This window comes from Arachidicoccus sp., assembly GCF_050436765.1.
GTDB lineage: Bacteria > Bacteroidota > Bacteroidia > Chitinophagales > Chitinophagaceae > Arachidicoccus.
Genome location: NZ_JBNQGD010000171.1, coordinates 10,912 through 32,827, shown reverse-complemented (window position 1 = coordinate 32,827; position 21,916 = coordinate 10,912). Strand labels below are relative to the sequence as shown.

Annotated in this window: 17 protein-coding genes; 3 read left to right on the top strand and 14 right to left on the bottom strand. The window is 38.4% G+C overall.

What is annotated here, in order from left to right; all coding sequences use genetic code 11:
* Window positions 1-181 precede the first annotated feature (181 nt).
* From aroA to ACQR30_RS07535, 9 genes are all read right to left on the bottom strand, one after another.
* Complete coding sequence (gene aroA, locus ACQR30_RS07575) at window positions 182-1,486, bottom strand: 3-phosphoshikimate 1-carboxyvinyltransferase (RefSeq protein WP_429733554.1); 1,305 nt, start codon at window positions 1,484-1,486, stop codon at window positions 182-184.
* A gap of 70 nt (window positions 1,487-1,556) precedes the next feature.
* Window positions 1,557-2,585 carry a 3-dehydroquinate synthase gene (gene aroB / locus ACQR30_RS07570; protein ID WP_429733551.1) on the bottom strand — a complete coding sequence of 343 codons (1,029 nt, stop codon included), beginning with the start codon at window positions 2,583-2,585 and terminating at the stop codon, window positions 1,557-1,559.
* A 349-nt stretch (window positions 2,586-2,934) separates the two neighbouring features.
* Window positions 2,935-4,023, bottom strand: coding sequence for a chorismate mutase (locus ACQR30_RS07565; RefSeq protein ID WP_429733549.1), 1,089 nt, complete (start codon window positions 4,021-4,023; stop codon window positions 2,935-2,937).
* Between the two features lie 100 nt (window positions 4,024-4,123).
* The gene (locus ACQR30_RS07560) at window positions 4,124-5,836 is read right to left on the bottom strand and encodes a DEAD/DEAH box helicase (RefSeq protein WP_429733547.1); all 1,713 of its coding nucleotides are present in this window, start codon (window positions 5,834-5,836) and stop codon (window positions 4,124-4,126) included.
* 27 nt (window positions 5,837-5,863) lie between these two features.
* Window positions 5,864-6,544, bottom strand: coding sequence for a hypothetical protein (locus ACQR30_RS07555; RefSeq protein ID WP_429733544.1), 681 nt, complete (start codon window positions 6,542-6,544; stop codon window positions 5,864-5,866).
* A 59-nt stretch (window positions 6,545-6,603) separates the two neighbouring features.
* A complete protein-coding gene (locus tag ACQR30_RS07550; protein ID WP_429733541.1) occupies window positions 6,604-7,443 on the bottom strand; it encodes a prephenate dehydrogenase in 840 nt (279 codons plus the stop codon).
* Window positions 7,444-7,462: 19 nt separating this feature from the next.
* Entirely contained in the window at window positions 7,463-8,611 is a 1,149-nt protein-coding gene (locus ACQR30_RS07545) for a pyridoxal phosphate-dependent aminotransferase (RefSeq protein ID WP_429733538.1), read from the bottom strand.
* Between the two features lie 86 nt (window positions 8,612-8,697).
* Window positions 8,698-9,549, bottom strand: coding sequence for a prephenate dehydratase (locus tag ACQR30_RS07540; RefSeq protein WP_429733535.1), 852 nt, complete (start codon window positions 9,547-9,549; stop codon window positions 8,698-8,700).
* Window positions 9,550-10,005: 456 nt separating this feature from the next.
* Window positions 10,006-10,227, bottom strand: a complete 222-nt coding sequence (locus ACQR30_RS07535; RefSeq protein ID WP_429733533.1) for a hypothetical protein — start codon at window positions 10,225-10,227, stop codon at window positions 10,006-10,008.
* Between the two features lie 151 nt (window positions 10,228-10,378).
* Between ACQR30_RS07535 and ACQR30_RS07530 the strand changes: the two genes are divergently transcribed.
* Both ACQR30_RS07530 and ACQR30_RS07525 read left to right on the top strand, forming a co-directional pair.
* The gene (locus tag ACQR30_RS07530) at window positions 10,379-10,960 is read left to right on the top strand and encodes an RNA polymerase sigma factor (RefSeq protein ID WP_429733530.1); all 582 of its coding nucleotides are present in this window, start codon (window positions 10,379-10,381) and stop codon (window positions 10,958-10,960) included.
* Window positions 10,953-12,053: a S1C family serine protease gene (locus ACQR30_RS07525; RefSeq protein WP_429733528.1), complete on the top strand. Its 1,101-nt coding sequence runs from the start codon at window positions 10,953-10,955 to the stop codon at window positions 12,051-12,053. Before ACQR30_RS07530 ends, ACQR30_RS07525 begins: the two co-directional genes overlap by 8 nt.
* A gap of 56 nt (window positions 12,054-12,109) precedes the next feature.
* On the opposite strand, the gene ACQR30_RS07520 is transcribed toward ACQR30_RS07525, so the two are convergent.
* From ACQR30_RS07520 to eno, 3 genes are all read right to left on the bottom strand, one after another.
* Window positions 12,110-14,905: a hypothetical protein gene (locus ACQR30_RS07520; protein WP_429733525.1), complete on the bottom strand. Its 2,796-nt coding sequence runs from the start codon at window positions 14,903-14,905 to the stop codon at window positions 12,110-12,112.
* A gap of 100 nt (window positions 14,906-15,005) precedes the next feature.
* Window positions 15,006-15,788: a DUF4382 domain-containing protein gene (locus ACQR30_RS07515; protein WP_429733522.1), complete on the bottom strand. Its 783-nt coding sequence runs from the start codon at window positions 15,786-15,788 to the stop codon at window positions 15,006-15,008.
* A 529-nt stretch (window positions 15,789-16,317) separates the two neighbouring features.
* Complete coding sequence (gene eno, locus ACQR30_RS07510; RefSeq protein WP_429733518.1) at window positions 16,318-17,595, bottom strand: phosphopyruvate hydratase; 1,278 nt, start codon at window positions 17,593-17,595, stop codon at window positions 16,318-16,320.
* Window positions 17,596-17,906: 311 nt separating this feature from the next.
* On the opposite strand from eno, the gene ACQR30_RS07505 reads away from it, so the two are divergent.
* Window positions 17,907-18,950, top strand: a complete 1,044-nt coding sequence (locus ACQR30_RS07505; protein WP_429733516.1) for an AI-2E family transporter — start codon at window positions 17,907-17,909, stop codon at window positions 18,948-18,950.
* Between the two features lie 27 nt (window positions 18,951-18,977).
* On the opposite strand, the gene ACQR30_RS07500 is transcribed toward ACQR30_RS07505, so the two are convergent.
* Together ACQR30_RS07500 and ligA are read right to left on the bottom strand one after the other, a co-directional pair.
* Window positions 18,978-19,652, bottom strand: coding sequence for an NAD-dependent epimerase/dehydratase family protein (locus ACQR30_RS07500; RefSeq protein WP_429733513.1), 675 nt, complete (start codon window positions 19,650-19,652; stop codon window positions 18,978-18,980).
* An 836-nt stretch (window positions 19,653-20,488) separates the two neighbouring features.
* A partial coding sequence (ligA, locus tag ACQR30_RS07495; protein WP_429733510.1) for an NAD-dependent DNA ligase LigA occupies window positions 20,489-21,916 on the bottom strand: 1,428 nt, incomplete at its 5' end.

Genomic DNA, 21,916 nt, shown 5'->3' with positions numbered 1-21,916 from the left:
TGTCTGAATATTTCTATTACTGTCGCCAACTACTGCATCAATAAAATTCGCAGAAGGTAAATGCAAGTATTTTTTATCAACCGTTTTGCAAGTGTGCGTAAATAAACTTTCGTTTTCTTTACCGAGTAAAGCTCTAATTTCTTCGTAATTCATAACGTACATTTTAAAAACAAAAGAATCTCTATTGTGTAGTTAAAGATACGCCCAATTGCTCCAAATGTTTATAAAAGTTAGGATACGATTTCTTTACGGCAGCCGCTTCTTCGATAGCGATGGCGGCGTCCGCTTTTAGCGCGGCGACGGCACAGGCCATTGCAATACGATGGTCATGACGTGAATGTGTAACACCACCCTTTACACCGTTACCACCTTTTATCAACATCAAATTATTCTGCAGAACAATTTCAACACCTAATTTAGCAAATTCATCTTGCAAGGTCAATGCCCGGTTACTTTCTTTATGGGTCAATCTTTCTACACCTTCTATCACCGTTGTTCCTTCACAATAGGCTGCCAAGGCGACCAGTGGCGGAAATAAATCGGGGCAATCATTGGCATCAAAGTGAAAAGCCTTTAATTTTCCGGGGCCGATTTCAATCTCTTTGTCCGCAATAGATAGCTGACAACCACAGTCTTGCAAAGCCAATAATACGGCTTTATCCGCTTGTGTAGATTGCGTATCCAAACCTGTAATTTTTATCGGACCTGCAATGGCACCAGCCACCAACAAAAATGCGCCACCACTCCAATCTCCTTCCACCATATAATTAATTTGTGCCTGTTGGTGTACGGCCTGCGATTTTTCAAAATAAAATGACGCGTAATGATTATTTACAGGCACTTTCAAGCCAAAGTCTTGCATCACTTTTAAAGTCAGATCTACATAAGGTTTGCTCTTCAAATTATTTACTTTAATGCTTACCTCAGTCGCATCAGCAGCGGCAAAAGCTAATAATAACCCCGTCAAAAATTGAGAACTTAAAGAACAATCAATTTCTATGTCTGCCGGCTTTAGCGGGCCTTTTATATGAAGGGGGAGTAATCCATCCTTAGAAGATATCTCTACACCCAATTGAGGTAAAACTTCGTCAAAAAAATCCATCGGTCTTTTGGTTAAGCTTCCCTGACCGGCAATATCTACCGCCACCGGATTCAATGCAGCGATGGGCGTAAACATGCGTATGCCTAAACCACTTTCTCCAAAATTAATTTCCACATCATTTTTAGGTACTGCATCTGTGCTGTCTATCAATAAAGAGCCGTCTGCTTGCCGGGCAACTTTTGCACCCAGATTTTGTATTACACCTAAGGATGCTCTGTCATCATTGGAGATACCGGGATTCAAAATCCGGCTCATACCTTTTCTTACCAGCGCTGCAGCACAAGCCCGTTGCATGGAGCTCTTTGAAGCGGGCGCGGTAATATTTCCGGAAATATTACCGGGCGAAACAAGTACGGTATAAGGAATAGAAATCTCTTCTTGCATTGTATATAATAAGGTTTGAATGGTTGTAGAGAACAGTTATAAGTTTATGAGCTTTAATGTAGCAATTTACCTACAAGTTTCTGCTTACCGCTTCCACAACCGGTTGAATTTCTTTTATCGTTAATGGTTGATAAACCGCGGTACCAATTGTCTTTAGCAGCACATAATTGATGGTATTTTTTACGCGCTTCTTATCGGACAACATTTTTTGTAAAGCATCCTTGGGATCAAAAGTATAAAAAGGCGGGAGCCCGTATTTTTCGAGCATGGCAACGAGCTTTTCCGAATCGGAAAAACCAAGTAATCCCTTTGACAGATAAGCCGCTCCTACCATTCCTATAGCGACCGCGTGACCGTGCGGTAACTCGTAAGTGTTCTCAATAGCATGCCCCAAAGTATGTCCGAAGTTTAATAATTTCCGGTTGCCTTGTTCAAACTCATCCTCTTGCACCACTTTAGCTTTTAGCAAAGCATTGCGTTGTATCAATTTACCCAACAACACTTTATCTTTCTGAAAGTCTTTCAGAGACTGTTTTTCAAGCATCTTAAACATAGCTGCATCTTTGATACAAGCGTGTTTGATAATCTCTGCAAATCCATTTACCCATTGTTCACCAGGTAAAGTCTTTAAGACATTGTAATCATATAATAGAAATTTGGGCTGGCGAATAATGCCTACCATATTTTTATAAATACCCACATCTACGCCATTTTTACCACCGATAGAAGCATCTACCATTGCCAGAATGGAAGTTGGAATAAATCCAAAATCAACGCCGCGCATATAAATCGATGCCACATAACCGGCAATATCGGTAACGACACCGCCACCAAAACCAACAATAATGGATTTACGATCTGCTCCTTTTTCAATAAGCTGTCCGATAATTTCATTGACGGTATTTTGGTTTTTGTATTGCTCTCCGGCTTTTATCAACAATACATTCCAGCCCTTCAATTTTTTTTGATAATGATGATAGAGATGATCATCGGTAATAATAAAAGTAGAAGATTTTTCTACAATTTTATCCAATTCGTTGATGGATCCGTCAAAATGGAAAACGGTAGAAGCCGTGGAATATTTTACAATCTTTTTCAATAGGAATATATTTTAAGGATGTAATGGCTGTGCAGATTAGCAAGCAAAATTGTCTGACTAACGGTAGGCAATATACTTAATTTAATTGCTTCGACGGTTAAGTCATCATAGAAGAAAGCCCTTTTTACATCATTTTTCAATGCGTATAAAATAGTCCGAATAAGCACAAAAAAATGGACGTCCATATATTGATCAGAAGAACGTTGCTTGCGAAACACCATAATTTTTTATAAAAATAAGGAGATACAAAACCCCTGATTCGTTATGAATATTAAAATTGTTCTACTTTCTTCTTATCGGAAATAATAAATGGCGAATTAAAATTCACCATTTATTATTGATCACTCAATTAATCATTCATTATTTTATTCTGATGCGCAATACTTTCCATGTGAATGGCATCGAAATATTTAGTAATAAACTCTTTGCTCAAGCCTTGTTTTTCTCCTTTTATAATAGCCTTATCTAAAATATCATTCCAACGACTGGTTTGCAAAATAGTCAAACCATTATCTTTTTTATAAGCACCTATTTTATCGGCCACTTTCATTCTTTGGGATAAGATCTGTAGTAACTCATCATCCAAATGATTGATTTGCTGACGATATTTTTCGAGTGCGGCATGGTCAACAGTAGGTACATTTTCTTTACGCCATACAATCTCATCTAACAATTCACCCAAACGTTCCGGTGTTACTTGTTGTTTCGCATCACTCCAGGCTTTGTCCGGATCAATATGCGATTCGATAATCAAGCCATCGTAATCCAGGTCAATTGCTTTTTGCGCCACTTCCAGCAAATTGTCCCGCTTGCCACAAATGTGTGAAGGGTCGTTGATAAAGAGTAATTCAGGATAACGACGTTTCATTTCTATCGCCAGGTGCCACATAGGTGCATTGCGATATTCGCTGTTACCATAAGAAGCAAAACCGCGATGAATCAAACCAATATCTTTAATACCGGCCCGGTCAATTCTTTCTACCGCACCCATCCACAATTCTAAATCAGGATTGATAGGGTTTTTGATTAAAACCGGCACATCTACACCACGTAAAGCATCTGCTAAGTCCTGCACACTAAAAGGATTCACAGTTGTACGTGCACCCACCCATAAAATATCTACACCAAAATGCAAAGCATCTTCGGCTTGTTTAGGTGTCGCTACTTCTACAGCCGTTAATAATCCGGTGGCTTTTTTAGCAGCTTGCAACCAAGGTAACCCTTTGGTGCCAATACCTTCAAAACTTCCCGGGCGTGTGCGCGGTTTCCATATGCCCGCACGCAATACGTCTACCTTACCCGTTTTGTGTAAACGAATGGCGGTGTCTACCGTTTGCTCTTCTGTTTCTGCACTGCAAGGACCAGAGATAATCAAGGGTCTTTTTTTCCAAATGCTTTGCACTTGTTCTTTCTGTGCTGCAATATTTGTGGATTCCATTTTTGATCAATTAAAAAGTAAAAATTATAAGATAGAATTTGAAAATGCAGGTTCTATGCATGTTCCTACATTTTCAAATGCTTAAATCATCCAATTGATGTTATTTTCTTCTTCCGCCGCCGGAATCGGCATCATTCATTCTTATTTTGCGGCCTTTGAAATTCTTTCCATCCAAAGAACGGATCATCTGATTAGCCGCCTTTTTATCTATTTCTACCCAGCTGTTCATTTCTTTCATATCTATTCTTCCCAAAACATCTTTTCTCAAATCACTCATATCAAGAATAAACTGCAAGAAACTTGCTTTATAGAACCCGTCCTTTGTACCAATATTAATAAACAATCGCGCAGTTTCCCCACCGAAACTATCCTCTCCTCTTGCGTCTCTGCTATTTCTTTCTCTACCATAGCTTCTATCCGATCTATCACCTCTGTCGTGTCGATCACTGCGGTCATTTCTATCTTTGCGATCTCCACGGCTTTCCGTGCGTGTGTTCAGGTCTCCTGCATTTTCATAATAAGTCAAAAAGCGATCGAATTCCAATGCAGCCACCCTTTTAAGTACCTCCTCTTTTGAAACATCTGCAAATTTCTCTTCGAGCATCGGCACATAGGTTTCATAATCACCATGCGAAATATCTGCATTCAGTAGTTTATCCATAAAGAAGAAGAACTGTTTGCGACAAACGTCTTTTCCGGATGGTATTTCTCTTTTGTTGAAGGGAACTTTTACAATTTTTTCAATTTGACGAAGTTTGAACGTCTCTCTGGAATGTATAATACTGATACAGATACCGGTATGTCCGGCACGACCGGTACGGCCGCTTCTGTGTGTGTATATTTCTACATCATCGGGCAGTTCGTAATTGATGACGTGTGTAATTTCTTTTACGTCTATACCACGGGCAGCTACGTCCGTCGCAATTAGAAGCTGTAAACTTCTATCGCGGAACTGTTTCATAACCTTATCGCGTTGTGGCTGTGTAAGATCGCCATGTAATGCGTCGATATCATAACCTTCGCGGGTTAATTTCTCAGCAATTTCCTGCGCGTCTCTTTTAGTACGCGTAAAAATAATACCATAAATACCAGGATTGAAATCTATCAATCTTTTTAAGGTCTCATATCTATGCTGTGCGGAAGTGATATAATATTGATGGTCTATATTTTTGTTGGCTGTATTGACTTGACCTACCGTAATCTCTACCGGATCTTTCATGTATTTCTTGCTCACTCTGCGGATTTCATTCGGCATAGTGGCACTGAACAACCAGGTACTCTCGCGTACAGGTGTATTTTTCAAGATAAATTCAATATCATCCTGGAAACCCATATTCAACATCTCATCTGCTTCGTCGAGTACTACATATTTTATTTGTTCCAGGTTGATCGCCTTACGTTCAATTAAGTCAATCAATCGACCCGGAGTTGCTACCACAATTTGAACACCTCTTTTGATGTCTTTAATTTGTAAGCTAATGGACGAACCACCGTAAACTGCCACCACATTGATGCCTTTCATGTGTTTTTTGAATCCTACTATTTCTTTTACAATTTGCAAACATAGTTCGCGCGTTGGGCAAACAATCAATGCTTGCGGAAATCTATCATCCTCGTTTAAAACGTGTAAAAGCGGTAAGCCAAATGCCGCTGTTTTCCCAGTACCGGTTTGTGCCAAACCGATTAAATCTTTTGTGCCGCTCAATAAAACAGGAATCGCTTGTTCCTGTATGGGCGTAGGATTGATGTAGCCTAATTCGCCGGTAGCCTTTACCAAACGATCATCTAATCCTAATTCTTCAAATGTTATCATCTTTTGTTTATAATTGCGTAAACAAAATTATTTTTTGCTTACGACTTGTTTACGAATTTTTTCTGGCAAAAATTTCTGCCAGTTGTGCTTCCAATAAGTCGCGTAATTGAAAACCTTATCTGTTCCTGTTGAATCGATTAACGTTTCGTCCAAAATGCTTCCTTTAGCCTTGTAAATCATAAGTATTTTTGGAACATACACACTTCGGTTTTGTATAAGGTCTCCTTCCTGAATGATCCAACCCAAATTTATTCTTTTATAGTTTTTTATCTGAAACAAATAAGAATCGTTATAATATCCATGATCCTCCATTTGATAATCGAAATATATATGTAGTCTCTTACTTAACAATTGCATTTTTTGCTTTGCGACCGGAATATCCTTATATGCCTGATCATAATACATATCATTAAATTCTCTTATAGAATATATGCCACTTTTTACAAACACATTTGTTTTTGGATCAAATAAATAAACGCTATAATCATATTTTTGATAAAGGCCTATATCCTGAAATCCATTTTTGTCAATATCTAGGAATTCAGGGGTTCCCTTTTCTGCCCAATCGAGCGTATCAATTATTAACCATTTATTATCCTGGTATTTTTTGATATATCCGCTGTCAAATTCAAATAAAGTATTATGAATTTCAAATGTTGTAGGTGTATGTCTTATAATATGAACGACAGGTTTAGACTGCGAAAACACATTTTCACATATAACTAAAACAAAAATAAAAAAAAATATGATTTTAAATTTTACCATTACTACTTCAATATCTTTTTTATCTTATTAGACTCTTCTATTAATTCTTTCAAATATTCCCAATTTTCCTTTTCTAATGCAGATTTAAACTTGCGCAATTGCGAAATGTATTCATTTAGGACATCCAATACATTTTCCTTGTTCTGTTTAAAAACCGGTACCCAGGTCGCAAAATTACTTTTTGCCAGCCGCACCGTACTTTCAAAACCGGAACTCGCCAAATTAAAAATAGTATCTTCTTCTTTTTCTTTTCCTAAAACAGTGTTGGCCAATGCAAAACTGCTAATATGCGAAATATGTGACACATAAGCGAGGTGGGTATCGTGTGCTACTCCCTCCATATACACCAATCGCATGCCTATTTTATGATAAATATTTTCTACAAAACTTAACGCATCTGCGTCACTGTCCTCTTTGTCACAAATAATATTTACGATGCCGTTTAAAACGTTATGTCTCGCTGCCTCAGGGCCACTGAATTCCGTGCCCCACATGGGATGCGAAGGTACATATCTTCCACGCCGCGGATGATTTTTTATTGCCTCTATTAACCCTAATTTGGTAGAGCCTGTATCAGTAACCACCTGGTTAGTGATCGTATCTAAAATTTCCGGTAATTGCGCCGCAGCTATTGTTACCGGTGTAGCCAAAATAATAAAATCGGCTAACTCTACAGCCTGTTTCAATGGCAACACTTCCGCTACCAGACCTAGTTGCAATGCTTTCGCTGCGTGCTCTTCATTGTTTTCCACGCCAATAACCCTTGTTGAAATATTTTCATCTTTCAACGCTAATGCAAAAGTGCCCCCAATCAGTCCCAAGCCAATAACCGCAGTTGTCATTCTATATTTTTGTTACTTATTACCTATTTTTTATTCTTTTTATCGCTTCGTCAAACCTTTCGATACTACCGCAAAGACTTATTCGAATATAGCCATCCCCTTCACTGCCGAAAATACTGCCTGGCGTAATAAAGACGCCTGCATTGTATAAGATATCATCAGCTAATGCATATCCATTTTTATATAGCGCGGGTATTTTTGCCCACATGAACATACCTATCTGGTCTTTGCTATAGCTGCAATCTAAAATGTCTAATAATTCATACACTTTTTTTCGACGTGCCCTATATACTTTATTGACACTTTCATGCCAATCGGCGCCGAGACTCAAAGCTTTTGCCGCCGCCAATTGTAATGGCAAAAACATACCGCTGTCCATAGTGCTTTTAAAGCGCAATATTTCATTAATACGTTCCTCTTTTGCGATCAGCATCCCCACACGCCATCCCGCCATATTGTGCGACTTGCTAAGTGAATTCAATTCTATCACAACTTCTTTCGCCCCGCTTATACTCATTATACTTAACGGCTTATCGTTCAGAATAAAACTATAAGGATTGTCGTGAATAATTAAAATATGGTGCTTTTGCGCGAATGCGACGATTTGCCGAAACAAGTCTTCTGACCCTGCTTGTCCGGTAGGCATCTGCGGATAATTGACAAACATCAATTTTACCTTCGAAAGGTCCTGCTGCTCTATGGATGCAAAATCGGGATACCAATTACCCGCCGCTGTTAAATTGTAAGCAACCATGGTAGCACCGGTTAAAGAGACATTGCTTGCATAGGTAGGATAACCGGGATTGGGTACCAGCACCTGGTCGCCTTCGTTAAGGTAAGTCATGCATATATGCATAATGCCTTCTTTAGAACCCATCAAGGGAAGCACCTCCGTATTAAAATCCAATACAACACCGTACCATTTCTGGTACCAATCCGCGATGGCTTTGCGCAGTACCGGCGAGCCTTTATAAGATTGGTAACCGTGTACATCGGGTTTTTGCCCCTCTTCAAACAAAACCTTTACCACATCCGGATGAGGCGGTAAGTCGGGACTACCAATACCCAGGTTGATAATATTTTTCCCCTGCTTATTTAATTGCTCTATTTCTCTCAATTTTTGAGAGAAATAATATTCTTTAATATTTTCTAATCGTTTTGCTGTCATTCCCTGCTACTTTATGCTTTTCGAACACTTCTTGAACTACGTTCAAGAAGTCCCAGCTATACGCAAATCCATAATACACTTCCTTATTATATAGTTTTGCCTTTTTTATAAATACCATTTACCCTCAATTCCTCCGTAAGCGGCTTTATCAATTTCAGCGCGTGGTGTAATTGTGCCACATCGGAGAATTCCATATCTACATGAAAACTGTATTTCCAGTCACTACCGGGTATAGGGAAACTCTGTAACTTACTTAAATTGATATCGACCTCATTGATTTTGTTGAGCACTTTGGCTAAACTTCCTTTTGAATTGTCCGTATGAAAATATATAGAGGCTTTATTCGCTCCTTCTATTTCGGTGGCGTCTTCTTCTCTGTTAAGAATCAAAAAACGTGTAAAATTATTTTTCATGGTGTGGATATTTGGTGCGATCATCTCCAGATCGTAAATTTCTGAAGCTAATCTGCTTGCAATTACGCCCACATGCGGGTTCTTACTTTTAGCCAATTTCTTGGCACTCAAAGCTGTATCTTCGGTTTCTACCAATTTCCAGTTATGTTCATCCAAAAATTTAAAACACTGTTGTAAGGCCATGGAGTGTGAATGCACTTCTTTGATCTCTTCCATAGGCACCCCAATGTTGACCATTAAATTCTGACGAATCAACATATATACTTCACCCACAATTTTAAGCCCGCTTTTGTGTAGTAAATTATAATTAGGCAAAATACTTCCGGCTATCGTGTTTTCGATGGCCATCACACCGGCATCACTCTCTTTCTTATTGGAAACAACTTTTATAACGTCTCTAAAAGTATCACAACATACAACCTCAATATCCTTACCGAAAAAACTTTGAGCAGCCTCTTGATGAAAACTCCCTTCATATCCTTGGATTGCAATGGTTAATTCATCAGATTTACTTTTTTTATTCATAAAAAAACAACTTATTTTTTTTAGATTGTTATTATACAAAAAATCCCGACTCTTTAGTTCGGGATTGGAGTTTTGTGCTTAGGGTTATTTCCATTTACAAAATGCCAATCCGCCTTTAAAAAAGGTGAAAAAGAAAAAAAACCGATTAAAAGAGTTGGTTGAATATCGCATATATATTTTTTTTATATTCTTTTTTTTTATCTTTCTGTTCGGAGCGAAGGTAAACATAATAATATTATCGGCAAATATTTTTTAAACAAAAAAAGAGAATAAATTCATAAACTTTAGAACAGTAGTGCTCCCACGACCAGTGCACAATAACGGAAAAGAGTTTAAAATTCTAGGTGATAACGAAGGGAGAATAGACGCAGGGGAAGAACATGTTGGATGAATTAAAAAAGGAGCGGAATAAAATTCCAACTCCTTTTCTTTTTTAACTTGTACTAAGGGCTAAGCTTATTTTTTTGCAGAATCAGCAGCAGCACTTACAGCAGCTTTTGCAGAATCAGCAGTTGCACTTACAGCAGCTTTTGCAGAATCAGCAGTTGCGCTTACAGCAGCACTAGCAGAATCAGCAGTTGCACTAACTGTAGAATCAGCAGTAGTTGAAGAAGAAGCACCACTACCACAAGCAGCGAAAGCTAAACCTAATACAGCAACAAATAATAATTTTTTCATCTTGTTTTAATTTAAATTTTTTATGAATTTCTCCTATTAATACCTCAATCAAAAAAAAGTAACCCAGAAAATTTCTTTTTTTTGCAAAAAAAAAATTTAAGATAAAAATTGGGTTACTTTTATGGCTATTTCAGTATTAAACATAGACTAGGTGAATCCGGATAAGAAAGAGCAAATATTATTAAGCGGACTGGCTAACAATGATTCTAAGTGTATCGAAATTATATATGAAAATAATTTCAGTACCATTCAAGCATTCATCCTCAATAACAATGGCTCTTATGATGATGCGCGGGATGTTTTTCAAGAGGCAATAATGATCTTGTATGAGAAGTCGAAACTGGATTCTTTTGCCCTATCAAGTCAAATAAAGACATTTTTATACGCGGTCTGCAAAAAGATATGGTTAAAGCGGTTGCAGTCACGCGGTAAATATGCCATCAATCTGGACGCCTCGGTTATAGAAAATACGCTGGTTCAGAATGACGACATTGAAAATGCCAGACAACAGGATATAGATTTTAATATTATGGAGGCTGCTTTGGAGAAATTAGGAGAACCTTGCAGAACATTATTAAAAGCCTACTACATAAAGAAAAAAGGAATGGGTGAATTGGCGGAAATGTTTGGGTATACAAATACAGATAACGCCAAGAATCAAAAATACAAATGCTTAATGCGTTTAAAGAAGTTATTCTTTGCGCAGTATAATAAATTGAATGAAGATGAGTGAAAAGTATTTAATTGAGAGTTTTGAAAGATACCTTAACGCAGAAATGCTTCCTGAGGAAAGGGCATACTTTGAAAAGATGCGTCACGAAAATGCGGAACTTGACCAGATGGTGGTGGAGCATAAGATATTTATGGACAAGCTGGCCGAATATGCGGAGAGAAAAAACCTAAAAGATAATTTAAAAACGACCCATCAGGCGTTATTAAATAAAGGCGTTATTGCTGAAAACGAACGTACCGTCTCCAGAGGAAAAGTAGTTCAATTGTGGCACAGATATAAAAAAACAATGGGTATCGCCGCATGTATTGCAGGGATTACTACGTTTCTTATCAGCGGAAGCATTCAAGTAATTGCTCCCGCCAACCGCACAGAAATACAACAATTAAGTCGCGACGTAGAGCAATTAAAGAAAACACAGGAAATTCAATATTCAAAAATAAAAGAAGTTACAAAAATGCCCGAAGGCGCAGTCGTTAAAAGCGGCGGCTCGGCGTTTTTAATTGACGGTAAAGGCTATTTGGTAACCAATGCTCACGTATTAAAAGGCTCTAGCGCGATTGTGGCTAATAGTGATGGACAGGAGTTTAAAACCGTCATCGCCTACGTAGATCATGCAAAAGATCTGGCTGTATTAAAAATAACAGACTCAGACTTCAAGCCTGTAAGGAAGCTTCCTTATGATTTAAAGAGTAGCAAGATAAATATTGGCGCCGAAGTATTTACATTAGGTTATCCACGTAATGATATCATCTATAATACAGGTTATTTAAGCGGTTTATCTGGTTTTGATGGTGACACTTCTACTGTACAAATCTCCTTGTTAGCAAATCCCGGGAACTCTGGCGGTCCTCTATTTAATAAATATGGCGACATCGTAGGCATATTAAGTACACGCGAGACCAATGCACAGGGTGTAACTTTTGCTATTAAATCGAACGAAATTTATCAAATGCTAAAAAATTGGCGGGACGCAGATACTTCAGCCCTTTCGAAAGTGGGTGCTTCTGAAAAAGCTAATTTAAGGGGCGTGAATCGTGAAGATCAAATTAAGAAATTGGAAGACTATGTTTATCTGGTAAAAGCTTATAACTGAGATTTTTCAACTAATCATTATAGGAGAAGGAATGAGTAAATCATTCCTTTTTTCGTTTAAAAAAGATGAAGAGGTACGATGATTTCCCAACGGTTTTTAGCGACGTCGCTGTTATTTAAGCGCCTGCTATACCGGATACCAAAACTAGTGGGTAGTTGATTCCAAATGTTCACATCAAAATCAATCTCGGTACCTAGAGAGCAAAACTGCTGTGGGTTTTTCTGATAATTATAGCCCAAGCTGCGATCATAGAAAACATCACCGCGAACCCTTTTGAAATAAAGTAGATCACCAAAACCCCAATCCGGATAGGCGATAGGGAAAACATAATCCGCACCTACTTTGAACATCTGTGGGAAAATATACAAATCATATCCTCTTGAAAAAGGAAAATTATAACTAAAAGAATACCTGCTAAGCGTATCCTGCAGTTGATAGGCAGTGGAGAGTTTGAAGCCATGGGTCGCTGCAAAGCCGGGGAAATAAAAATCTGCCCTAGCCAAAATTTGTCGTGCCGCATTGTTGTCAACGGTGTTACGATATAGTAAGCTAAAGGCTTGCGCGAATCGCGGATATATTTGTTGGACTGCCTGCTGGGTCTGGTTCACAAAACTTATTTCACTGCTTAGATAATTGACATTCCTATTTTTTAAATCGATATCGTAGGCAGCCCAATGAATAACTCTTTGATTAAAAGAAGTAGAGAGATTAAGCGATCTATAAAAATCTCCTGACGAAAAGTTAAGTGGTAATTGTAAACCCACCTGCCAGCCCATATCTTTAAAATGAAAATATTGTTGGTATTTGCTGCTATAGGCCGTCCGGTTAAAAGCATAAGAAGCACCTAAAAATGGCTCTATAAAACTTCCGCCATAAATAATATTGCCACTTAATTGCTCAGACTTTTCGATACGATTATAGTTGTAGGCGAAACTCGTTTGCAAAGTATTCAAGATATTCTGTCCATATAAAGTCAAGCTGTAATTAGGATCGTCCACGTTGGGTTCTAAACTATGAAAATTAAAAGGATGGTGCCATTGCGCATATTTTTCAACGCAGTAGTCATTCGTTTTCAAATCCCGTAAAACATCCGCATAGTCTCTGCGCGGCTTCTCGACGTACATGCGTTTCAGGGTATCAGCCAAAAGATTTTCGATGGGCTTAAACAGCGGTTTGAAAGTCGCTAACCGGTACCCTTCCGCGGTAAAAACACTTCCGACCAGAGCACTACCGCGCAGTACGGATTGATAAATACCCGTAGGCGCCTTTGCCAGCCTATATATTTTTTTTTGCTTGGATAGATAGGCCCAGGTCTCATCCCGGCCATTATTAGAACAAGTAAAAATAAGTGTATCGCCTTGCACAACGGGAAAACCAAGCAGGCGATTACCAAAGGGTAAAATAGTTGACTCAGCTCTTGTATGTAAATTAAAATACACAATAGCCATCTCTCCGGCTTTGTTTCGCTCGATCACATATAAAGACGAATCGCCTTGTGCGAATTTCGGATAAGAAAAAATATGATTGCTTAAAGCGTCTTTATGGAAGACAATACCGCCTTTCAGATCCAAAATGTCAATGGAGCAATGCTGTTGGGTCGTATATTTCACTGCCGCTATCAGCTTCCCGTCCCGGGAAATATCAGGCGTGAAATACCTTTGATGGTGCGTAATGCTTCGCTTTTTCTTTGTAGCTATATTTAACAGCTCTATATCGCTATTTTCTTTATAACCCCATCTTGCCGAGGGATCCAACTTCGTGTAAATAATATTTCCATTATTGTAACCAAAATAATTATCATTGGAGATAGGGGCCGGGGCGATGGTCTTTTCTGTCCCGCTGTTCCACCTTACAAAATGAGCAATATGCTTGTAATCTGATCGCAAAACAACGATGTCTCCATTATCCGTTAAATAGGGGTATTGATAATTGACCACATTTCTCTTTTCTGTTTGGGTGATAAAATCTACACTATCACGCTTCTGCTTTTTCCATTGCGCATGGTAGTCATTAAATGCACTCTTTCTAAACGTAAGAAAAGAAATACCCGAATATTTTTTAATAGCCCGCTGCATGGGATAGATCAGCCCCTTATAGGCGGCGGCATCCTGGGTCACCTTTTTCCAAAAATCAACGCCGTATTGTTGGTAACCATACGCGACCAACAAGTACCCTAAGTTATAATGATCGGGTACATAATCTTTCAATGAACCGTTGCGTATCTTTTGATAACCGTAATGCTTATCTCCTAAATATAAAGCCTTGAAAGCATTCATAAACAAGGGTACCCTCCCTCTACCCTGCGTACTCAAAAGCGTTTCATTATAAACGGCATCTCCTTCAAAAAACCAATCGGGTACCGCTGCCGAGTTAGCTAAGGCTTGTCCGTCGTCACCAAAAATAACTTTCATTATATGCGATAAACCCCGGTCATAATTATTGTATTGTTCTACATGACGATATTCGTGAATGGCTAAATTATCTGCCCAATTCTGCGCACCCAAATCAAATACATTCAGGGGTGGCATTAAATAAAACTCGCTACGATAAGGGCCCAATCCCACATAACCATTGCTGTATGTCATTTGATTCTGCAAAACGATATTAATCTTGCGTAGCTTATCTCCCATTGTTTCGGGCGCAATATTTCTTTGTTGAAATTGGATGAGGGAAGCAACATTTTTTGCTGTACTATCTAAGCCTCTGGGAAAAATAATGCGAAACGAATCCGTATTAATTTGCTGCCACTTTAATTTGGACGGATTACCGCCAAAATTCTGCGCACCAACATTTTTCAGCATAAACATACTGCCCACTAAAAGTCCTATAGGAATGAATAATCTTCTGGTCATTTAGCAAATAATAGCGTGAAAATACTCGTTTATTGCACACAAAAAAAAAGATGCACCGTTTTTTCGGCACATCTTTTCCAATTTTATTTTCAAACACCTATTATGGAATCTGCACTAAAGTGGTAGAACCTAGGTCGGTAATTTGACCAAAAGACACATTTACATTGGTAAGCGTCGTGTCTTTAAATCCGATATTGGGCTCAAACCATATTTTGTAACTGCCTTCTGCCAACCCGCTAAATTTAAAGAATCCGTCACTTGCAGGAACTGCAGACAAAGTATCCGTTCCATTGATGGCTAAAACAGCTTCAGTGGAAAGTGGAGGCAATACATAACCTTTTATCTGACCATTGGTTTCGGCACTATATGCACGTATAGTTGGCTTTAATAAATAATTGCCATTTCCCTGTTGAACTACAGACTTATTCGCATCAAAATCTATCCATATCTTGTAGGAACCATTAGCGACTAAAGTTTGATGAAAATTAAATTTCAACCCACTTTGCATTGCGGAAGGCGTTTGTAATACATAAGTTTGACCATTCACAACTACGGAGTTATTTGTCCCCAAAACTAAACGAATCTGAGAAATATTACCTGCAGGAAGTGTGGCTCTACTCAATAAAGTATCTACCCCGTTTCTTAATTGCATTAAGTTATAAATACCCGCCTTAATATCTAAGGCAACCCAACCTGTGTCTTGGTCAGATTGAATCAGCACAGACTGCACGTCAACATTTACGGCGTCATATGCAGTAGTTGGAGCGTCAGTCAAATAAAATTCGGCGGAAGCGTTTCCGGAACCTGATGTCGTATCACTTTTGCTACACGAGAACCAGGTCAGACAAGCAAAAGCGAAGGCAAATAAAAAAAATTTTTTCATAGAGTATTTTTTTAAGTTATGAAATCAAAATTAATAACCCCTATGACAATTCAAACGCTGTGCCAGTTATAAGTCTGTAATCCCAAAAATGGGAATCAATCTCTTTTTTGCAGACCCTTAACAATTTAACCATAGAGTGACCTTCAGCGGCCAAAATCAAATAAGCGCTCTATACGTCCAAATAGAACGAATACAGCTATTCATCGTAACTAAGATGCGCTTCAGAGCAACCTGCCGCTTCGGAGGCAGCAGTTCAGAAAATACGACTATCTACGAGCAAAATAGAGGAAAACTCGTCTACATTGCTGCGCAATCAAGGGGAAATGGGGAGAATCTTAACTAATCTTTACCTGTGCTTCAAGTTCCAACCGGGTATTTAGATGCTTTGCTTTTTAATCTTGCGTACCACTGAAAATGATATTTTTTTTGTTAAAATAGCCTTGAACAAACCGGTGTTCTCGGAGAAGCGCTAACAAAAAAACCGGCCTGAAATAAATCAAACCGGTCTAGAAAAACTCAAAGTTAAATATTATTTCTTATTGAACAAAGAAAGAAATACGCCGTCTTCACCCAATTGTTCTTCGATGCGCAATAGTTGATTGTATTTCGCGATTCTATCAGTGCGGCTTAATGAACCTGTTTTAATCTGTCCACAATTTAAAGCTACTGCCAAATCAGCGATTGTCGTATCTTCTGTTTCTCCGCTGCGATGACTCATTACAGTTGTAAAACCTGCATGCTGTGCCATTTGCACCGCTTGGATGGTTTCCGTTAAAGTACCAATCTGATTTACTTTAATCAAGATACTGTTGGTAATGCCGTTATCGATACCTCTTTTTAAAATTTTGCTGTTCGTAACAAACAAATCATCCCCTACTAACTGAATCTTATCGCCCAAAGCATCGGTAAGTTTTTTCCAACCTCCCCAATCTTCTTCTGCCATACCATCCTCAATAGAAACAATCGGATATTTATTTACCCATTCTACCCAATAAGCAACCATTTCATCTGCAGTCAACTCTTTGCCTGTGCTTTTGTAGAATTTATATTTACCATCTTTGTACATTTCGCTGCTAGCTGCATCTAGTGCAATAGAAACTTGTGTACCGGGTGCATAACCTGCGGCTTTAATAGCTTCCAATACCGTTTCAATAGCTTCTTCATTGCTTTGAATATCGGGTGCAAAACCACCTTCGTCACCAACATTTGTACTGTAACCCTTCTTTTTCAAAACCGATTTCAGCTCATGAAAAATCTCTGTTCCCCAACGCAATGCTTCACTAAAAGAACCTGCACCATGGGGGATAATCATATACTCCTGATAATCAATTTTATTGTCTGCGTGAACGCCTCCATTGAGGATATTCATCATTGGAACCGGCAAAACATTCGCGTTAACGCCACCAACATAACGATACAAAGGCAAATTTGCTTCCTGTGCTGCAGCTTTTGCAACGGCCAAGGAAACAGCCAAAATAGCATTAGCGCCTAATTTTGCTTTGTTTTCTGTTCCATCAATTTCTATTAATTTTTTGTCGATACCCACCTGGTCAGAAACGCTCCAACCTAGTAATTGTTCGGCAATAATATCATTTACATTTGCTACGGCTTTCAAAACACCTTTTCCCAGATAAACTTTTTTATCACCGTCTCTTAATTCTACCGCTTCGTGAATGCCGGTAGACGCACCAGAGGGAACCGCTGCACGACCCATAATTCCGTTGTCTGTTAATACATCTACCTCAACAGTAGGATTTCCACGACTATCAAGAATTTGTCTTGCATGAATATCAGCTATAAAGCTCATAAATTTTGATTTTAATTATTAATATGAATAATTTGAAGGCACAATGTTATCATTTTTTTAGAATTAAAAAAATTTTACAGGGCTAAAGTTTACATACAATTGTTTGTTATTAAGTCGATAAAAGCCAATAACAATAAGCATTCCAGCACTTTAGTAGCTTTAAGCAAATACAAATTTGCCAACAATTAATATAACAGTATTACGCAACAATGCAACATTTCTGTGATATATCCCTTAAATTTACTTAAGTACGCCTATTGAAATTATTAATCTGTGAAAACACTTCTTCTTAATTACCTTAACCAATAAATATGGAAAAGATAAATGCAGGTTTTTTAAAGCAAATCGGCCTGTTGGTCATCATAATTCTTATCGGTGTTGAACTGACCGTCCAATTAAAATATTTTATTCCGGGTTTTTTCGGGGCAATTACTTTATATATCCTGTACAGGTCCTGGTTTCATCGTCTGATTGAAAAAAAATATTGGAAAAAATGGATGGCTGCTCTAGCCCTAATTTTGGGCAATCTCATTTTAGTGATATTGCCGATTTTCGCTATTGTCAAGGTATTAGTCCCGAGAATAAAACTGGTACTAAACAATACGGATACCATCAATACCAAAGTTGGTTCGGTGGTTAACTCCATAAAATCTTATTTCCCGAGCCTAAGCATTTCTCATGACCAAATGACAAAGGCAATGCAAGAGGTAGCACTTTACATTCCTAAATTACTGAATGCGACTGCGTCGGTAATAAGCAATATCGCTGTAGCATTTTTTATTTTTTATTTTATGCTCATGAGTAGCGTAAAAATGGAAGAAAAATTAGCCTCTTTTTTACCCCTGAGCGCTAAAAACAAAGATACTTTATGGAAAGAGACTAAAAACCTGGTTATCTCAAACGCAATTGGCATACCGGTTTTAGCACTTTGTCAAGCTTGCATTGCCATTATTGGATATTGGATATTTGGCGTTCACGAATTTGTATTATGGGGGTTACTTACGGGAGCAGCTTCCATTATTCCGGTGATCGGAACGATGATTGTTTGGATACCCATTTGTGCGATTATGTTTTTAAACGCAGATACAGCAAGGGCCATAGGTCTTTTAATCTATTGCGGCGCTATCGTTGCCAACACCGACAATGTTTTGCGTTTTACCCTCATGAAAAGATTTGGAAACGTACATCCGCTTATCACGGTATTTGGCGTCATAGTGGGACTACAGCTTTTTGGCATCATGGGCCTCATTTTCGGCCCCCTGCTTATTTCCTATTTTCTTTTACTACTACAGATCTACAAATTTGAATATGGCAAAAAGAAAGACGCAATTATAGATGTTTCCAGGGAAAATTAAAAGGACGACAATACCCAAGTAGAACCCTTATTTTTTTGCCAAAGCAATAATGTCGCGCCCTTCTATATTTTTTCTATCCTCATCAGAAAAGCAAACATTTATCATCGCAGTTCCCAATTCTCGCAGCGTACAAAAGGTATTGGGAAAAAATTTCCGACCAAAAGGAAATATCCAACCTAAGTAAGTGTAAATTGAGTGGGTATTCTTCAAGCCTTTGATCGGTTTTATAAAGCCCGGTCGAAAATTAAACTCTTTTTTAAAAGGCAATCTTGCCAATGCATTTTCCGTTTTACTTTTCACACGTACCCACATCATTTTCGCCTGTTCATCACCTGTAGTTCCTGCGCCGGAAATATAGCTAAAAGTCATGTCCGGATTAAGTTTGCAGAGCATATTTGCCATATACAAAGTAAGGTTATAGGTAATTTTCGCATACTGCTCCTCGGTCGTTCTTAATGATGTAATACCCAAGCAAAAGAAGCAGGCATTATATCCTTCTAATTCTTTTTCGACAGAAGATAAATCAAAGAAATCGCTGACAATTATTTCTTTCAGCTTAGGATGCGAGACTCCACAGGGTTTTCGATTGATAACCAAAATATGATCGACGCGCTCTTCACCTAAGCATTGGTGCAATACGCCTTCGCCTACCATTCCGGTAGTGCCGGTGATAATGGCTCTTATCTTTTCATCGCTTTTCATCGTATACTGTATGTTTAAAAATGACCAAAGGGTTCAGCCCCCGAACACCGAACACCAAATTTACTGTTTACTTCTCAATTTGTGTTTTGTAATTTTATGATATAAAAATGCAATCCAATGCGATTACAGCCTTGAATGAAGTATTACCACACAGGACTATCAAATCATTTCTTGAAACAAGCAACACAGACAAATACCCTGCGAGATTAAAAGAACACCACTTTACAAGTTGCTAATTTAATAGACGAATATTCTTCATTGAAGAGACATTTTTTTAATCATTCATTCAACATTTTTCATTTTTTTTTGATCTAAATCCAGTCATGCAATTTTTCAGTGTCCCCTTTATTTTTGGAAGAAAGTCAATTCTTAACCTAAAATCCTAATTTCGGATCTAGTTACCAAGTATATTCCGAATATGCTCTTCATGGTCTAAATGTGATGAAAGTGAAACATTAGATTTATTGTAACGAGGCTGAAATAATGTTTACCATTCATACACTATTTGACCGAAAAGGACTATCCGAAGACATAGCGATAGCTGCTGTATTTCTTACCTCAGATGATGCGGCACCGATCACGGGCCAGCAAATTTGGATCAGGCGGTATGTGTGGCTTTTAAATCATCAAGAATAAAGAATAAGGGGGTAAATACCTACGACAAAAAAAGAAATACAAAACACCCATGCAGCAGTGGAGTTGCTCTATATTGCTTATAACTTGCGCTAAATATTTAACCGCTTTGCAAATATGCATTCCGAAGGTTCTCCAAAGAACCGATCCCATCTTTCCTTAAAACCTACCCTAACCCTTATGCAGAAAAAAAACAGGAAATATTACTTCACCAATTGTAAAAATTCTTCCTCCGTAATAATATTTACCGTATTGAGTTTTTTTGCTTTTTCTAATTTACTTCCGGCCGCTTCTCCTGCCACCAAATAATTCAATTTAGTAGAAACACCCGTCAATATTTTTCCTCCTTTTTCTTCCACCATTGCCTCCGCATCGCTTCTTTTTAATTGATTCAATGTTCCGGTAAACAAAAATGTTTTTCCTTCCAGAACGGCGCTCTCATCCGTATTTCCACGTTTGGTGTTCACAAAATTCAAGCCTTCCTTCTCTAATTGCTGCAATAATGCTATACTCTGGGGCGCTTGAAAGAAATCGAAAATACTTCCCGCAACTTTTGGTCCTACATCTTCCAGCCCCATTAAGTCTTCTAAAGAAAAATCTTTTAAATCCCACAAATTATTGACACGGTTAGCCAAGATTTTTGCCGTCGTTTCTCCTACGTAACGAATACCCAATGCAAATATCAAACGATTCAAGCTTTGTTGCTTGCTGCCTTCAATAGCAGCCAGTAAATTATCAATGGATTTTTTACCAAAACCTTCGAGCGCTGAAATCTTTTCAAGATCTAATCGGTAAATACCGGGTATGTCCTTCAATAAACCCAACTGATAAAATTTGCGCACATTGGCTTCGCCAAAACTGCGGATATCCATCGCGTCTTTGCTTACAAAATGAATCATTCTTTCCACCACTTGTGCTTCGCAATTGGGATTAATGCAACGCCAAACACTTTCCTCTTCCGGTTTATGCAAGTCTGAATTACAAACAGGGCAATGCTTTGGGAAGATAATAGGCTCTTCCATTCCGGTTCTTAATTCCTCTTGGGCTTTTACAATATTGGGAATCACGTCTCCCGCTCTTTCTACTAAAACGCTGTCACCAATGCGTAAATCTTTTTCGCGAATAATATCTTCATTAAACAAAGAAATAGAACTTACGGTCACTCCGGCAAGAAACACCGGATCTATTTTTGCCACAGGCGTAATTGCGCCCGTACGACCTACTTGAAATTCAACGGCGCGCAGTATAGATGTAGCTTGCCGGGCTTTGAACTTATACGCCATTGCCCAACGTGGATGATGGGAAGTCATGCCTAATTTATCTTGCAAAGCAATGGCATTTATTTTCACCACCATACCATCAATCTCATAGGGCAATTCATCGCGCAGCTGCTCATAGTCGGCAATGTGTGCGATTACTTCCTCGATATTTTGATAAACATGTTTTTCTTTTTGAGGAGAACGGAAACCACATTCCCAAAGCAATTGTAATGAACCGGCGTGCGTCTCCATCACTTTCGGTGCTTCATGCTCATAAATAACATAACTAATGTGATATAAAAAAGCGTCCAAGCCTCGCTCTGCCACCGCTTGTGGATTCTTTAAGCGCAGGCTTCCACTGGCGGCATTACG

What these genes read in the sequence shown, in the direction of transcription:
- ACQR30_RS07545 (WP_429733538.1), bottom strand. Translation starts at nt 8,611, where the DNA reads ATGACAGCAAAACGATTAGAAAATATTAAAGAATATTATTTCTCTCAA.
- ACQR30_RS07525 (WP_429733528.1), top strand. Translation starts at nt 10,953, where the DNA reads ATGAGTGAAAAGTATTTAATTGAGAGTTTTGAAAGATACCTTAACGCA.
- eno (WP_429733518.1), bottom strand. Translation starts at nt 17,595, where the DNA reads ATGAGCTTTATAGCTGATATTCATGCAAGACAAATTCTTGATAGTCGT.
- ACQR30_RS07540 (WP_429733535.1), bottom strand. Translation starts at nt 9,549, where the DNA reads ATGAATAAAAAAAGTAAATCTGATGAATTAACCATTGCAATCCAAGGA.
- ACQR30_RS07550 (WP_429733541.1), bottom strand. Translation starts at nt 7,443, where the DNA reads ATGACAACTGCGGTTATTGGCTTGGGACTGATTGGGGGCACTTTTGCA.
- ACQR30_RS07535 (WP_429733533.1), bottom strand. Translation starts at nt 10,227, where the DNA reads ATGAAAAAATTATTATTTGTTGCTGTATTAGGTTTAGCTTTCGCTGCT.
- ACQR30_RS07505 (WP_429733516.1), top strand. Translation starts at nt 17,907, where the DNA reads ATGGAAAAGATAAATGCAGGTTTTTTAAAGCAAATCGGCCTGTTGGTC.
- aroA (WP_429733554.1), bottom strand. Translation starts at nt 1,486, where the DNA reads ATGCAAGAAGAGATTTCTATTCCTTATACCGTACTTGTTTCGCCCGGT.
- ACQR30_RS07515 (WP_429733522.1), bottom strand. Translation starts at nt 15,788, where the DNA reads ATGAAAAAATTTTTTTTATTTGCCTTCGCTTTTGCTTGTCTGACCTGG.
- ACQR30_RS07500 (WP_429733513.1), bottom strand. Translation starts at nt 19,652, where the DNA reads ATGAAAAGCGATGAAAAGATAAGAGCCATTATCACCGGCACTACCGGA.
- ACQR30_RS07520 (WP_429733525.1), bottom strand. Translation starts at nt 14,905, where the DNA reads ATGACCAGAAGATTATTCATTCCTATAGGACTTTTAGTGGGCAGTATG.
- ACQR30_RS07560 (WP_429733547.1), bottom strand. Translation starts at nt 5,836, where the DNA reads ATGATAACATTTGAAGAATTAGGATTAGATGATCGTTTGGTAAAGGCT.
- ACQR30_RS07565 (WP_429733549.1), bottom strand. Translation starts at nt 4,023, where the DNA reads ATGGAATCCACAAATATTGCAGCACAGAAAGAACAAGTGCAAAGCATT.